Origin of the sequence: Arthrobacter sp. TS-15, assembly GCF_006964045.1 — a bacterium.
GTDB lineage: Bacteria > Actinomycetota > Actinomycetes > Actinomycetales > Micrococcaceae > Arthrobacter.
In genome coordinates this window covers 66,559-80,839 of record NZ_SDXQ01000024.1, presented here as the reverse complement: position 1 = coordinate 80,839, position 14,281 = coordinate 66,559, and the positions used below count along the sequence as shown (strand labels likewise).

13 protein-coding genes are annotated in these 14,281 nt (G+C 61.8%); 4 read left to right on the top strand and 9 right to left on the bottom strand.

Annotated elements, in window-relative coordinates:
* Positions 1-2 precede the first annotated feature (2 nt).
* From paaC to paaA, 3 genes are read right to left on the bottom strand one after another with little or no spacing between them, the layout of a single operon-like run.
* Positions 3-920: a 1,2-phenylacetyl-CoA epoxidase subunit PaaC gene (paaC, locus tag EU811_RS09105; RefSeq protein ID WP_142938213.1), complete on the bottom strand. Its 918-nt coding sequence runs from the start codon at positions 918-920 to the stop codon at positions 3-5.
* A 41-nt stretch (positions 921-961) separates the two neighbouring features.
* Positions 962-1,393, bottom strand: a complete 432-nt coding sequence (gene paaB, locus EU811_RS09100) for a 1,2-phenylacetyl-CoA epoxidase subunit PaaB (protein WP_142938155.1) — start codon at positions 1,391-1,393, stop codon at positions 962-964.
* A complete protein-coding gene (gene paaA / locus EU811_RS09095) occupies positions 1,393-2,388 on the bottom strand; it encodes a 1,2-phenylacetyl-CoA epoxidase subunit PaaA (protein ID WP_024817856.1) in 996 nt (331 codons plus the stop codon). Before paaA ends, paaB begins: the two co-directional genes overlap by 1 nt.
* A 189-nt stretch (positions 2,389-2,577) precedes the next feature.
* On the opposite strand from paaA, the gene EU811_RS09090 reads away from it, so the two are divergent.
* Positions 2,578-3,174, top strand: coding sequence for an arsenate reductase/protein-tyrosine-phosphatase family protein (locus tag EU811_RS09090; protein ID WP_142938154.1), 597 nt, complete (start codon positions 2,578-2,580; stop codon positions 3,172-3,174).
* 10 nt (positions 3,175-3,184) lie between these two features.
* Here EU811_RS09090 and EU811_RS09085 read toward each other — a convergent pair whose 3' ends face one another.
* Complete coding sequence (locus EU811_RS09085) at positions 3,185-4,216, bottom strand: LysM peptidoglycan-binding domain-containing protein (protein WP_142938153.1); 1,032 nt, start codon at positions 4,214-4,216, stop codon at positions 3,185-3,187.
* A gap of 500 nt (positions 4,217-4,716) precedes the next feature.
* On the opposite strand from EU811_RS09085, the gene EU811_RS09080 reads away from it, so the two are divergent.
* A complete protein-coding gene (locus EU811_RS09080) occupies positions 4,717-5,697 on the top strand; it encodes an LCP family protein (RefSeq protein ID WP_342211715.1) in 981 nt (326 codons plus the stop codon).
* A gap of 13 nt (positions 5,698-5,710) precedes the next feature.
* Here the strand turns inward: EU811_RS09080 and lepB are convergent, their stop codons facing one another.
* The 3 genes from lepB to EU811_RS09065 all read right to left on the bottom strand — a co-directional run bounded on the left by lepB (position 5,711) and on the right by EU811_RS09065 (position 7,622).
* Positions 5,711-6,433, bottom strand: coding sequence for a signal peptidase I (gene lepB / locus EU811_RS09075; RefSeq protein WP_142938151.1), 723 nt, complete (start codon positions 6,431-6,433; stop codon positions 5,711-5,713).
* Between the two features lie 28 nt (positions 6,434-6,461).
* Positions 6,462-7,103 carry a hypothetical protein gene (locus EU811_RS09070; RefSeq protein ID WP_238703356.1) on the bottom strand — a complete coding sequence of 214 codons (642 nt, stop codon included), beginning with the start codon at positions 7,101-7,103 and terminating at the stop codon, positions 6,462-6,464.
* 96 nt (positions 7,104-7,199) lie between these two features.
* On the bottom strand, positions 7,200-7,622 hold the full coding sequence (locus tag EU811_RS09065; protein ID WP_142938149.1) for a VanZ family protein: 423 nt from the start codon (positions 7,620-7,622) through the stop codon (positions 7,200-7,202).
* Positions 7,623-7,840: 218 nt separating this feature from the next.
* On the opposite strand from EU811_RS09065, the gene EU811_RS09060 reads away from it, so the two are divergent.
* A complete protein-coding gene (locus EU811_RS09060) occupies positions 7,841-11,407 on the top strand; it encodes a hybrid sensor histidine kinase/response regulator (protein WP_142938148.1) in 3,567 nt (1,188 codons plus the stop codon).
* A complete protein-coding gene (locus EU811_RS09055) occupies positions 11,404-12,324 on the top strand; it encodes a GGDEF domain-containing response regulator (protein WP_142938147.1) in 921 nt (306 codons plus the stop codon). Before EU811_RS09060 ends, EU811_RS09055 begins: the two co-directional genes overlap by 4 nt.
* On the opposite strand, the gene EU811_RS09050 is transcribed toward EU811_RS09055, so the two are convergent.
* Together EU811_RS09050 and EU811_RS09045 are read right to left on the bottom strand one after the other, a co-directional pair.
* Positions 12,316-13,134 (bottom strand): PIG-L deacetylase family protein, encoded by an 819-nt coding sequence (locus EU811_RS09050; protein WP_238703355.1) that lies wholly within the window; start codon positions 13,132-13,134, stop codon positions 12,316-12,318. The two genes, EU811_RS09055 and EU811_RS09050, sit on opposite strands and share 9 nt — an antisense overlap.
* The gene (locus EU811_RS09045) at positions 13,135-14,280 is read right to left on the bottom strand and encodes a glycosyltransferase family 4 protein (RefSeq protein WP_238703354.1); all 1,146 of its coding nucleotides are present in this window, start codon (positions 14,278-14,280) and stop codon (positions 13,135-13,137) included. It abuts the gene before it with no gap.
* Position 14,281 lies beyond the last annotated feature (1 nt).

The following is a 14,281-nucleotide window of genomic DNA, read 5'->3' as shown; positions in this document are numbered from 1 at the left end:
GGTCACCAGCTCGCGCCTGGATGCTCGCGGGCCAGGACCTGCATTTCAGCCAGGATGTAGCCCAGGAACTCGGAGTGCTTGCCGTGCCGCCCGCCGCCCAATGACTGCGGGACACCGGGAACTTCCAGCTCTGCCTCGGCCATGATGTTGCCGGTGAGGCGATCGAATTCCGCACGGAGGCTGGAAGGCTGAACAGTAACTCCAGCTTCAGCCAGGCGGGTGGTGAGATCGTCATCCTCGAAGAGTTCGTCCACATACGGCCACACCAGCTTGAAGCCTTGGATGATGCGTGCACGGGACTCATCAGTGCCGCCGGCGAGCCTAAGCACCCACTGTGCGCTGTGGTCGCGGTGGTAATCCACCTCTTTCACGGCCTTCGCGGAGATGGCAGCGATGGTGGGATCGGTGGACTCCATGAGCTTGGTGTAGAGCTCGAACTGGTAGAAGCTCACAATGAACTGACGGGCGATGGTCACCGCGAAATCGCCGTTGGGCTGCTCAAACAGGTGCGCGGAACGGAATTCGTGTTCGCGGCGGAAGTACGCGAGGTCGTCCTCGGACTTGCCCCAGGCGGCACCGGCATAGGTCAGGAACGATCTTGCATGGCCCAACTGGTCCAGTGCGATGTTGCCGAGGGCAATGTCTTCCTCAAGCTCGGGGGCACGGGAAATCCAGTGGCCCAGGCGCTGGGCGAGGATCAGGCCATCGTCGCCGATGCGCAGGGCAAACTCTGCAACATCGTCGGTGGGCTTGACCTGTCCCCGGCTGATCTCAAGGGCAATGTCCTCCGGGCGCAATGCGTTGCCCGGCGTGATGCGGGTGGCGCTTGCCGAACCGTCACCGGACGCACCTGCTCCGTGCACGCCAACGGAGATGTCGCCGTGGCCTTCGATTGCGAAGTCAGTATCTTTGGTAGTCACGTCTTTGGTGCTCACGTCTTTGGTGCTCACGTCTTCGGTAGTCACAGGTGCTTCACGCCCTCACTCTTGGTGTAGTACGTTGCGTGGCGGTAATCCTTGCCCTGCGGAGATTCGAAGAAGGAACCCTTGGAATCGGGATCGCTGGAGGAAATCGCCTCGGCCGGGACAACCCAAATGGAGACACCTTCATTGCGGCGGGTGTACAGATCCCGGGCATTCCGGAGGGCCATGGCCGCATCCGGTGCGTGCAAGGAACCGGCGTGCACGTGGGACAGGCCGCGGCTGGAGCGCACAAAAACCTCCCAGAGTGACCAGGGAGACTCTTCCTTCGCCCCATGCGAGGCGACGTCCGGGCCTGAGGCCGGTGCCGTCGTCGTGCTTTCAACGTTGGTGGTGGCCGCAACCTTGGGGGCCTCGCGGTTGATTTCGCTGGCGGCGCTGGCCGGTGCTTCCGGGTTACCGTGAGGAGCCATTATGCTGCGTTCTCTTTCTGTGCTTGCTTGCGGGCGTAGGCCACGGCGGCTTCGCGAACCCAGGCACCATTTTCGTGTGCCTCGCGGCGGCGCTCGACGCGCTGCGAGTTGCAGGGACCGCGGCCGGCCAGGACTTCCTTGAACTCGTTCCAGTCCAAAGGTCCGTGCTCCCACTTCTTGGTTTCTTCGTTGAAACGGATGTCCTTATCAGGCAGGGTCAGGCCGAGTACCCGGACCTGCTCCACCATCATGCCCACGAACCGGCTGCGCAGCTCGTCATTGCTGAAGCGCTTGATGTTCCAGGCCATGGATTGCTTGGAGTTAGGTGAATCGTCATCCGGCGGGCCGAACATCATCAGAGATGGTGCGTACCAGCGGTTCACTGCATCCTGGGCCATCTGCTTCTGGGCAGGTGTGCCGTTGGAGAGTTCAAGCAGGATTTCGAAACCCTGGCGCTGGTGGAACGACTCTTCCTTGCAGATGCGCACCATTGCGCGACCGTAAGGACCGTACGAGGCACGGCACAAGGGCACCTGGTTGCAGATGGCAGCGCCATCAACAAGCCAACCGATGGCTCCCATGTCTGCCCAGGAAATCGTGGGGTAGTTGAAGATGGACGAGTACCGGGCCTTACCGGCGATCAGGTCTTCCATCATCTGGTCCCGGGACTGGCCCAGGGTCTCAGCGGCCGAATAGAGGTACAGGCCATGACCGGCCTCGTCCTGAACTTTGGCCATGAGGATTGACTTGCGCTTCAAGCTCGGCGCCCTGGTGATCCAGTTGGCTTCCGGCTGCATGCCGATGATTTCCGAGTGTGCGTGCTGCGAGATCTGGCGCAGCAAAGTCTTGCGGTAAGCCGCCGGCATCCAGTCGCGCGGTTCAATGCGCGAGTCCTCCGAAATGATGCGATCAAAATACGCCTGACCGGCCGCCTCCCGCTCCTGCTCTTCCGGGGACAGCTCAGCGGGCACTGACTGCAGATTCTGCGATGCCATGGTTGCTCCTAATAAATTACCGACCGTTCGTTCAGAATATGCGGAGCGGGTGATTTCAGTCAAGCGTTCGTTCCCGCGTTTGGACTTGATTCAGCGGCTCCGCGTTGTTGACAAGATCCGCGCTGCCCGCCGTGTTAACTTGGGGTGGGACCTCAGTTGTCCCCCATCAACGCTAGAAAAGAGCCTTACGTGGAATCGCCCCAGCCGTTCAGGATTCTCACCGTCTGCACAGGGAACATCTGCCGCTCCCCCGTGGCCGAACGGTTGCTGCAAACGGGGCTCAACCAGGTAAGCCCCGGCTCCTTTGAGGTTCGCAGTGCCGGAACGCGGGCCATGGTGGGAGAACCCATCCAGCCGCTCTCAGCCCAAATCATCAGCACATTCCGCGGCAGCCCGGACGACTTCGCAGCCAGGCAACTGACCCCCCGGATCCTCAAAGAAACCGACCTGGTGCTGGCCATGACATCCAAGCACCGCGGCGAGGTCCTTCAGCTGGATGCGTCCCTGTTGAAGCGCACCTTCACCGTCCGCGAATTTGCCCGCATGCTGGCTGTGCTGGAGAACCGTGGCGATACTCCCCCGGCCGAAGACATCACGGACTTTTGGCGCGCACTTCCCAGCCGCGCGGCCTCAGTCCGCCACCTCGCGTTGCCCTCCGATCCTGCAGACAACGACGTGGTAGACCCCTACCGACGATCGGAAGAGGTCTACCACCAGATGGAGGATGAGCTGGCCCCGGCCATCCTGGGCATCCTCCGGTTCGCGCGCCTGACGGCGCCGGCCTAGTATTTCCTGATTAGTTGAGCGCAATCACCAGCATCTGACTGGTGCCCGGGATGCAGGTCTGCAGGACCACTGCGGGAAATCCGCCGAAGACTGCTGCCACATCATTGGTGCTTCCCGGATTGGGTACCTGGCCCCTGCCGGTGGCCGTGAAGGTTCCGTAACCCGGAATGGAGACGGTTTCCCCCACGCTGATGCCGGAGAACCGGCCCCATCCTCCACAGAAATCATGCTCCGTTATGAACGTGGCGTAGGCGTTGGTTGGCGTGTAGTGAATCGGCCCGATGCAAGCATCCACCATGGATTGCCCGCCGGCTCCTGCTACGTAGATGGTCCTGACGGCAGGCGCCGGAGCGGGAGCGGGTGCCGGAGCTGGGGCGGCAGCAGCGGGAGCGGCCGCGGCTGGTGCCTGGACAGGTGCAGCCTGAGCGGCTGGAGCCGGTGCTGGTGCTGGTGCTGGTGCTGGTGCTGGTGCGACTACCGCCACAGGCGGTCCGGTGAGCTTCAAGACCTGTCCCGGCACGATCACCGAATAGGCGCTGAGTCCGTTGGCAGCCAACATGGCAGTAACATCCACACCGTAGCGGGAAGCTATGGAACCAACCGTGTCCCCCGAAGCAACCGTGTAGAGGTTGGGGTCACCAGCCGGCGCTGCAGGGACGGCCGCCACTATCGGTGCCTCCACAGCATCCGGAGCCGGCGCTGCGGGTTCCGGCGCCGGGGCTGCGGGTGCAGGAACCGCTGCGGGCACTGCAGCTGCGGGCGGCGCAGCTTCTGCTTCCACGTCCTGGACAGGCAGGGCTGCAGGCGGTTGGGCCCCGTCGCCTTTGGAGAACGGGACTTGGTCCTGCGAAACAGTTTGGTCAACATCACCTGCCGGTTGCGTCGCCCAGTTCACCACGCCGAAAAGCAAGGGAATCAGAGCTAATATCGCGAGCACTGCGCCGGCAATCAACAGCTTGGATTTTGTGGACTGCGGCTGCCGAACATCGCCACCGCTCTTGGTTGTGAGGGAAGTTTGAAGATCTAAGTCATTCATATTCATGGGAAACCCCGGAATCCATGGCTCTGGACCGCGCAATGCAGGCTGATCTTGGCCCAAATGAGAAAGCGCAGCTACGTATTGGGAGGAGCACCACCCACAAAGGGCGGGGGTGCAGTCCACCGCTGAGCCGGAGGAACGGAAGTGCAATAACCCTACGAATTTCAATAGTAGGAATGGGCTGTTCCCGGTGCACGAGTAGGAACTACTCGACTTTCCTCCCAAGGGCCGGAACGGTTACTTGGGCATTACGCAGTTTCCGGAAATGGACTACTTGCTCCACCCGGCCTGGAACGTCGTCCAGCAGGCAGTAATCGTTGATTCCCGGGCATGGATCAAACGGATCAGCAATCGGCTCGTCAGCGCTCCGCCGCAGTACGTTGGGCCAAGCCCTCGCTGCTGCTGCCAACACCAAGGAACACATGACGCTCCCCACCCCTGCCCGAAACCGCTCCGCGGGACGACGTTCACACAGTCCAAAGAGTAGGAAGACCGCCAGGAATGTGCTTTTAGGATTCGCGGCGGCAGTGCTTGTTGTTGGGCTTATTGCCGGGGCCTATGTATTCACGCTGATACAAACTTTCAACTCAGGCTCTACCAGGATTGAGAATGCCTTTCCTGAAGAGTCCACCCGGCCGCAGAAAGCCGATGGCAACACGGCAATGAACATTCTTGTGATGGGCAGTGATACACGCGGTTCTGACGTGGACGTTGAAACCAATGCCGCAACTAACCAGCGCGCCGACACTCTGATGTTGGTACACCTTCCCGCCGACCGAAAAAAAGCCTATGCAATATCTCTGATGCGGGATCTGTGGATTGATATTCCCGGAAAAGGCGAATCAAAGATCAACGCCGCCCTCGCCTACGGTGGTGTCCCCCTGATGGTTCAAACTGTGGAGACGCTTTTTGATCAACGCATCGACCACGTAGCCATGATCGATTTCGAGGGCTTCAAGGGCCTCACCGATGCTCTTGGCGGCGTGGAGGTGGACGTGAAGATTCCGTTTGCGCCAAGCTCAGGACCCATGGCCGGACAGGCCTATAAGGCTGGCAAGCAGACCTTTGATGGAGATGAAGCCCTCGCCTTCGTCCGTGAGCGACTGGCGTTCAGTGACGGCGACTACCAACGTGTGCGAAACCAACAGGGATACCTCAAGTCCGTGATGGGCAAAATCATTGCCCGCGAAACACTGACCAATCCGGTGACCATCAGCAACATGGTCGCGGCGGTGTCCCCGTTCGTGAGCGTGGATAAGAACTTTGATGCTGCTGCGATCGGCAGTCTCTCCCTGTCCATGAAGGATGTCCGGGCCCAGGACATAGTGATGTTTACCCTTCCCACCCTTGGCACGGGAACCTCAGCGGACGGGCAGTCGATTGTCCTGGCTGACACCACGGCGATCGCGGACATCGCCACCGCACTCTCCAAGGACCAATTGGGCACGTACATCGTGGCGCATGCCCTTGATAAAGGACAGTGAGCAAATCGGGCCCTCATCGCTGGGCGCTGGTGAGGGGCTGTGTGATGGTGTGGGCGCTTCCCCACTTGGTGAACGGGAACAGGAATCCGTCCACACGGCCAATAATGTCTGCGCGGCCGGCAGTCTTGACGCAGCTACCCGTTGACCCCGCGGCCCGGCAGGCGGTAACGGAATCCTCGGACCGGGAGCGGTGGTCGCCCAAGAGCAGGTACTGATCCTCGCCAAGAAGGATGGGCCCGAAGCAGCGCGGCGACCTCACCGTCGTCGAACAGTCCGTGCTGCCGGTAATGAACGCGAGATCCTCGAAAACGTAGGGTTCCGCAACGGCCCCACCATTGACTGTGACGTGTCCGCCGACGTCACAGCATTCCACAGCATCGCCGGGCAAACCGACCACCCGCTTGGCCAGGTATTCGGTGTTGGCGGGGCCGATTCCGGTCACCTCACCAAACCAGCCAACTCCTGTGCGCAGGGTGCCGCGTTGGGGCGCTGGCCCCCATCCCGCCGGTTTCCTGAAAACAACGACGTCGCCGCGTTTGGGTTCCGAGCCGGTGTAAGCGGTGCGGTTGACCAGCACCCGGTCACCGACGTTGAGTGTCTGTTCCATGGAGCCCGACGGCACCGAGTAGACCTTCACAAGGAATCCCTGAACCAAGGACACTGCCATCAGTGCGAGCAGGACGTGAATCCATGGCGAGCGGAGCAGCGTACGGGCTTTCACCGTCTTGGGAGTCATGTTTGCGGAAAGGATCAGCGTTGAAGGTCTAGAGGATGCCCGCACCGATCGGAACGGAGATGCTACTGGTTGCGATCAGGGTGCGACCCCCAATGACCACGGTCACGGTGACCGGGAATAAGGCCAGCAAACTGACGGATACGCCGGTGCTGGTGCCTGCCAATCCGAAAACAATCGGCAGATTCAGTGTGCCGTTGCTCGCCACCGTAATGGGGACGCTGTTGCTCCACGTGGTGGAGGGAAAGCCGTACTGTCCGATGACCGGCGCGGACTGGTACGTCGTAGTGCGCTGGCCGGCGATGGTGGCTGTCCCGTTGAAGGAGTACACACCGAATCCGCGAGCCCGGCCAACCGGGATGTTGATGCCGGTAGGGCGGGAAATCGACACTGTCACCAGAGCGTTGTCCGTGACCGCTCCGGGGCCGTTGGTGAGGGTAAGGATGGTGGGGACGGTGACCAATGACTGGGCCGTGAGTGCACTGGTTCCGTCCAGTAGCCGGAGGCTGAGCAGCGATGTGGAGGAAGCTGTGAAGGCAAGGCCCAGGGTGTTCACGGAGGCTACCGCAGCGGGGGCCGCAACGGCGGCAGCAATGACGGGCATGGACCATGCCACACCCTTAACCACAGCGCGACGGGCATGCGGCTTGGAAACGGTACCTTCGTTGCTCATCGCTCTTCTTTCACTCATTTTGAGCCGACGTTACGATACCCGGGACGCAGGGCAACAGCTGCTGTAGTAGGAAGGGCTAGGCTGTCCAGCCCACTTCTACCGGATAGTGGACGCGAGCTTCTTGGCTACCACCAGGCCCGCCAAGGCCCCCAAGGTGTTGGCAACGATGTCCGACCAAGCAGTCACCCGCCCAGGTATCAGCAATTGAACGACTTCGATGGTCCCGGACGATGCAGCAGCGAGAAGGGCAAGCGGCCACCACTTCCACAGCGTTGGTTTCAGCAGCCGGACAAACACCCCGAAAGGGACAAACATGACGATGTTCGCCATGAATTCCACTCCGATGCCCGCCGCCTCCTGTGGAATGCCGAGAACCGAAAGCCAGCCGGCAATGACCCCCACAAAACCTGTGACCGTGCTGGCTTCGCGTGCGGGCAGGAAGACAACAAATGCGAGCGCAACCAGGTAGGCGATGAAAAGGGTCTTTAGCCACCACGTGGCGTACTGCCGTACAAGCACTTCTGGCCTTTCCTGAGGCTTCCGGCGCCGTCTGGGGTTTGCGGCAGTGAACTACACCAACTATAGGAGTGAACGGGCTGCCGCCCTGGTGGCCCAACACGCATGGACTATGAGTGTGATCCATCCCTCAACCGGGCTTTTCGGCGTATGCTCTCCTCAGCGCTGGATAAACGCGTTTGTTCGCTTTTGGTGGGGCCACTTTTGAAGGCGGGGGTTCAGTGGCAGGAGTGAAGCACGGGGTTCTTGCTACGCGCCCGGCTTTGCGGCATGGTTGGCCGTTCTTCCTGGTGCCTGTTGGGGTCTGTTTGGTTTTGCTGGCTTTCGGTCTGGCAAGCGGATCAGGAACCACGACGGCGCAACTCGCCGGCGACCTGGCAATCCTTCTGGCTGCACTCACCGCGCTCTCAACCCATACCCTCGCTGCTCTTGCTGGCCGGAGAAACCCGGACAACAATCCGGGTCGCTGGTTCATCGTGGCCGGCCTGGCCATCTGGAGCGCCGGTCAAACAGTCTGGACCATCAACGGCATCACCCTGAACCACCAGTACCCTTTCCCGTCCTTCGCGGATGTCGGCTTTGTTTGGTACGCGCTGCCCACCTCCATCGGATTAGTGCTGCTGCTAAAAGGCCAAGGGCGCCGCATCCCGCTGCGTCGCACCATCCTGGACGCAGGAGTAGTGGCAAGCTCTACGTTCTTCATTGCGTGGAGCTCCGTGCTGGGACCCTTGGCCGGGGCCACCGGCCAGGACGCTTTTGCCCAGGCCACACAGATGGCTTATCCCATCGCAGACGTCTTCATGGTCTCCGTGGTGATCGTCCTGACCATGCGCGCAGCCCGGGGCCGCAGGCTTCCCTGGCTGAGCCTGGGAATTGGCTTCTGGGTCCTCGCCATCACGGATATGGCGTATATGAGTTTCACGCTCCAAGGCGTATCCGGTGTCACGGGATCCCCTTTGGCGTTGGGGTGGGTACTGGCCTTCCTGTTGGTGGCCCTGAGCCCCTTGCTTCCGGAAGCCGGCACCACGCAAAAAGACGGGCGGGTTTACGCCGCAGCCCTTGAGCTGCTTCCCTACCTGCCCGTGTTCAGTGCCGTGTTCTTCTCGCGCAGCCGTCCCATCGGGGAGGACCGCGTCCTGCTGCTCACCGGGCTGGTGGTGATTGTCTTTGTGATGGTGCGGCAGGTGCTGATCGTCGTCGAAAATGTGACGCTGACCCGTGACCTCGAATCGAAAGTGGCTCAACGCACCGCCGAGCTGGAGGGTCTGGGGGCGATCGTGAATTCCTCCGGCGACGCCATCATCGGCGAAACCCCCGACGGCGTGATCACCAGTTGGAACCCCGGTGCCGAGAGGATCTTCGGCTACCCAGCTTCTGAAGCAATAGGACGGAAGGGAGACTTCTTCGTTCCGCAGGAACTGATGGAGAACGAACGCCTCGCCTTGGAAAGCACCGCACAAAGCGGTGAGGTGCAGAACTACGAAAGCCAGAGGCGACGCCGCGACGGCGAAGTCATTCCGGTGTCCGTGACGTTGTCCCCGGTGCGGGGTGAATCCGGCATCCGCGGCGTGGCCACCATCTCCCGCGACATCACCGAACGCAAAGCTGCCGAGAAAGAACTCCTGACAGCCCGCGAGGCAGCGTTGGAGTCCAGCCGCCTCAAGTCCGAGTTCCTGGCCACCATGAGCCACGAAATCCGGACCCCACTGAACGCGGTGATCGGCCTGACCTCGCTCATGATGGACACGCCCCTCAGCGAAGGGCAAAGGCAGTACGCCCAAGGAGTCAAAGGCGCCGGCGAGGTCCTGCTGACCCTGATCAACGACATCCTTGACTTCTCCAAGCTGGAAGCCGGGAAAGTGGACCTGGACATCAACGTCTTCGACCCACGGGCGCTGGTGGAGGAAGTAGCGGGACTGGTGGTGGAAGCTGCACAGGGGAAAAACCTGGAGCTCATTTCCTACTGCCACCCGGACGTGCCGGCACGTATGATGGGCGACGCCGGCCGCATCAGGCAGATTCTGCTGAACCTGTCATCCAATGCCGTCAAGTTCACCCCCACCGGCGAAGTGGAAGTCCAGGTCTCAGTCCTCGCCCAAGACGCGAACAACGCATCACTGCGCTTCGAGGTCAGGGACACCGGCATTGGCATCAGCGCCGAGAATCATCAGAGGCTCTTCGAATCCTTCGCCCAGGCAGACGCTTCCACCACCCGCCGCTACGGAGGAACCGGACTCGGCTTGGCAATCTCCCGGCGCCTCACCGAAGTCATGGGCGGCAAGATCGGACTGGACAGTGAGCCCGGAGTGGGCAGCCGGTTCTGGTTCGACCTTGAACTGCCCCTTGGCCCGGCCTCCTCCGACACGGAAAACCTACCTGCCACGCTGGCCGGCCGCCGGGTGTTGGTGGTGGATGACAACGCCACCAACCGTCTGGTGCTGGAAACACAACTGGCCAGTTGGGGCATGCTTCCAGTCTCCGTTGCCGACGCTGCGTCCGCCCTGGACGAATACCGTGCCGCTGCCCTAACAAGCCACCCGTACGACATCACGGTGGTGGACATGTGCATGCCCGACACCGATGGGCTCCAACTTGCCCGCAACATCAAGAACGACGCCAACGGCTCCGGCGGCCCGGGAATCATCCTGTTAACCTCCACCATGCAGGTGGAAAGAAGCGACCTCACCTCAGCCGGAATCCGCGAATACCTCACCAAACCCGTCCGCAGCTCTGAGCTCTACAACCGCCTCCTGCGCGTGCTGGCCACCAAGAGCGCCGGTGCGGCTTCACCGCCGGTGCTTGCCGTTGTTGAAACTTCGGATCCCAGGCCCCGCCTCGGGACGCTGTTGGTGGCCGAAGACAACGAAGTAAACCAGTTGGTGGCGCGCGGAATGGCCAACCGCCTCGGCTACGAAGTACATATTGTGGACGACGGCGAGCAAGCCGTGTCCGCGGCCCTGTCCGGCAAGTACGCAGCGGTCCTCATGGACTGCCACATGCCGGTCATGGACGGCTTCGACGCGACCCGGGCAATCCGTGCCCGCAACGGCCACGCTGCCAGAATCCCCATCATCGCCATGACGGCCGGCGCCCTGGACGAGGACCGCGAGCGCTGCTTCGCTGCTGGCATGGATGACTACATCAGCAAGCCCGTGGATCTGGCCAAGCTCTCTGAGGTCCTCTCGCGCTGGGTACCGCAACAAGAGCAAGAGTCGACGGCGGCTGGCGGGCTGGACGCTGTTGCGGCGCCGGACGCCGTGGTGGAGGCTGTTGCGGCGCCGGACGCCGTGGTGGACGCTGTTGCGGCGCCGGACGCCGTGGTGGACGCTGTTGCGGCGCCGGACGCCGTGGTGGAGGCCGCGCAGCAGCCGGCGGAAGCACCGGCGTCGGGCTCTGTTGTCCTTGACCTGGCGCGACTGGAGATCCTCCGGGAACTCGGGCCCGCCGACGGTTTGGGTTTGTTGCCTGAAGCCGTGAAGGCTTTCCGGCAGGATTCCCAAGGAGCTTTGGACACCCTGCGATGGGCGCTGGACACCGGGCACGCCGCAAGGGTGGAGGCCGCAGCGCACAAGCTTGCCGGTGCGTCCGCCAATATAGGAGCAGCCGGTGCCGCCGGCCTGTGCAAGGAACTGGAACGGCTGGGCCACGTTGCGGGACCAGACCTTGGAGCCAGCGGATTGCCAATACTGGACCAATTGCGCGCCGAACTCACGCGCGTGGACGAAGCACTGGAACGAACACTAACGGGGGCACACGTGCGGGAAGCACCACTGCGGGAAACGTCATGAAAATCCTCATCGCTGACGACGACCAGATCTCCAGGATGATCACCAAAGCCGCCGTGGAACAGTCCGGCCATGAGTGCATCGTGGCCGTGGACGGCGACTCGGCCTGGGAACTCTACAAGGAACACAGCCCCGAAGCTGTGGTGACAGACCTCATGATGCCCGGCCTCAACGGGCTGGATCTTTGCCGCGCCATCCGTGCGGCCGAGGCCGACAGCTACACCTACGTGATCCTGGTGACCTCCCACGGTTCACGGAAAGACGTTCTGGCCGGAATGGAAGCCGGAGCTGACGACTACGTCACCAAACCACTGGATCCGTTCAGCCTTCACATCCGTCTCCTTGCGGCCCACCGCATTACCTCCTTGCACGCGGACCTTGCCCGGTACCGTTCGGCGCTGACAGAGCAGGCACGGACCGATCCCCTCACCAAACTGCACAACCGCCTGAAGCTGGCCGAAGACCTCGGCACGCTGCACGGCGGGGGCAACAAGGATCACGACTATTGCCTGGCCATGGTGGATGTGGACAATTTCAAAAGCTACAACGACATCTACGGCCATCAGGCGGGCGACGCCGCACTGATTGCCATTGCGTCGACGCTGGCCGGCGCGGTACGAAAGTCCGATGCCGTCTACAGGTTTGGCGGCGAGGAATTTCTCCTTGTCCTGCGCGATCAGCATGTGGACGGCGCAAGGACTGTCATGGAGCGTGTCCGGTCCGCAGTGCAGGACTTGAGGATTGAACATTCCGGCGATCCCGACGGCGTCCTGACCATCAGCGCTGGAATCTCCGCCTTTACCGCCGGTCACCGGGCAGGAACCGAACAACTCCTGCGTGAAGCTGACCTGGCGCTCTACGCGGCAAAGGCCTCCGGCCGGAACCGGGTGTCCTTGGCTGGTGCCCTCCGCTCAGAATGACCGCGCCCTAGGCCCGCCACGGCCGGGCACAAAGTATGTTTCCGGTTTCAGTGGGATCACTCCGCCGGGAAACAGTGCATCTACCTGTGTGGGGTATTGCCTGATACGCCCAAGTTTTGCGTCAAGGCCCTCGTCCCAGGTCCACGGAACGAATCCCATAGCGGACAAGTACCTTTCATCCGGGCCGGCCGTCAGATCGTAGGGAAAGTCAGAGTACATCACCACGTTCTCAGGGTGTCCTTTGCCTACCGCGCGGGTGATGAGGTGGTCCACGTGCTTCCCCACACCTGCCGGGCAAAACAGCAGTTCGGCTTGGGTTTGCGCCATGAGAACTGCGACGTCGGTGCAGAGCTGGCGGATGAGTGTCCGATCCCCTTTGGCGACCCTTCCGTGCGCGATATCAAACCTGTAGGTGGGGTACCGGTGTGTCAGCTCCGGGAGCAGCCGGTCCCATGCGCCGCTCCCCATCGCTAATGGCTTGCGTCGGCGTCGGAACAATGCGTCCACCTCCCCCAAATGTATGGATTGCACTCCCATGTCCTCCAAGACGGCGCGGTCCTCGGACTGTCTCGCCTGGAACAGTTCCCCGGCGTCCGGAACGGTGCATTGGCGCATGAAGGACCGTGCTGCGCGCGTAAGCGGTGCTGGTGTTGCCTCGGTGAAGATCGTGGCCACGATGATCTCGCGTCCTTGGGCCTGTGCTTCAATCAGCGCACCGCAGGACAACACAGCATCATCAAGGTGGGGTGACAAAAACAGCCACGGCGCGTCGCCCGCCATGGAACGTTCAACTCGTGACGGAAACGGCATTCAGGACCTTTCAACGTGGCGGACAGGCTGCTGCCGGGTTGGAAGTTCATTGAGGTCGGCAAGCGCGCTGTGGTAGGTCCGCGCCTGCATCCCGGCGAGCGCATCCCAGTTGTAACCGGCGGCAAATTTTCGTCCCTGCTCAGCCACGTGCGCCAACCCTGCCTGTGAATAGCGGCGGGCAATCTCTTCTCCCAAAGCCTTAACATCGAACGCTTCCACGATCCACCCCGTGCCGGGCGGGACGATCTCCTTGAGGCAGGGAATATCAAAGGCGATCACCGGAGTGCCTGCCGCAAGGGCATCGATGGCCACCAGTCCGAAGGTCTCGTGCCGGGACGGAACAACCAACAAACGGGCGTGGCTGAGAGCTTGAAACTTCTTGTCGCCGGACAGCCATCCGAGCATCCGCACGCGATCGGAGAGGCCCGCTTGCTGAATGGACGTGCGCAACCGTTCTTCGTCCGGGCCCGTACCGGCAATCAGCAAGTTACCCTCCACCTGCTCGCAGGCGATAGCCCAGGCTTCCAGAAGGAGGTCCAGGCCCTTGTGCCCGTACTCCAAGCGCCCCAGAAAGAGGACGTCTTCTCCCAGGTGCGGCTGAGTGTTCCATATACCTGGGTCCACGCCGTTTCCGATCACATCCACCTGCACGTCCGGGTTCAGTTGTTTGAGCCGGGCTGCGATGCCCTGGGACACGGAGATGAGCCTGCGGTATTTCCGGACGCCCAGCCGCTCTATCCAGTGCAGAGGTAGCTTGTACTGCCGCGCCTTGTCCCTCGCGTGAAGCCATTGGACAACGCCGATGGTGGGGCGTTTGGTCCAGAGGGGTGCGGCCATGGTGGAAAAGGGCGCAAAGAAATCCTCCACCACCAGCTCGGCAGCCGAACGGCGTTTCCGTACCTCCAACGGCAGCCGGACAACATAGGCAACCAACCTGGTCAAACGGTTCTTTCCCGATCCGATGCCGATGGGGACATAATGCACGCCGTCCTCCACACGCTCCTGCCAGCCGGGATACCGGGTGGTCAGGACAGTGATGCGGAAGCCCTGTGCCGCCAGGCGGCGATTGATTTCGTGGGTCCTCACAGACCCTCCCCCTGCCCCGGGCATGCGGGGATCCTCGAAGCCCAGATGCAAAACTTTCATC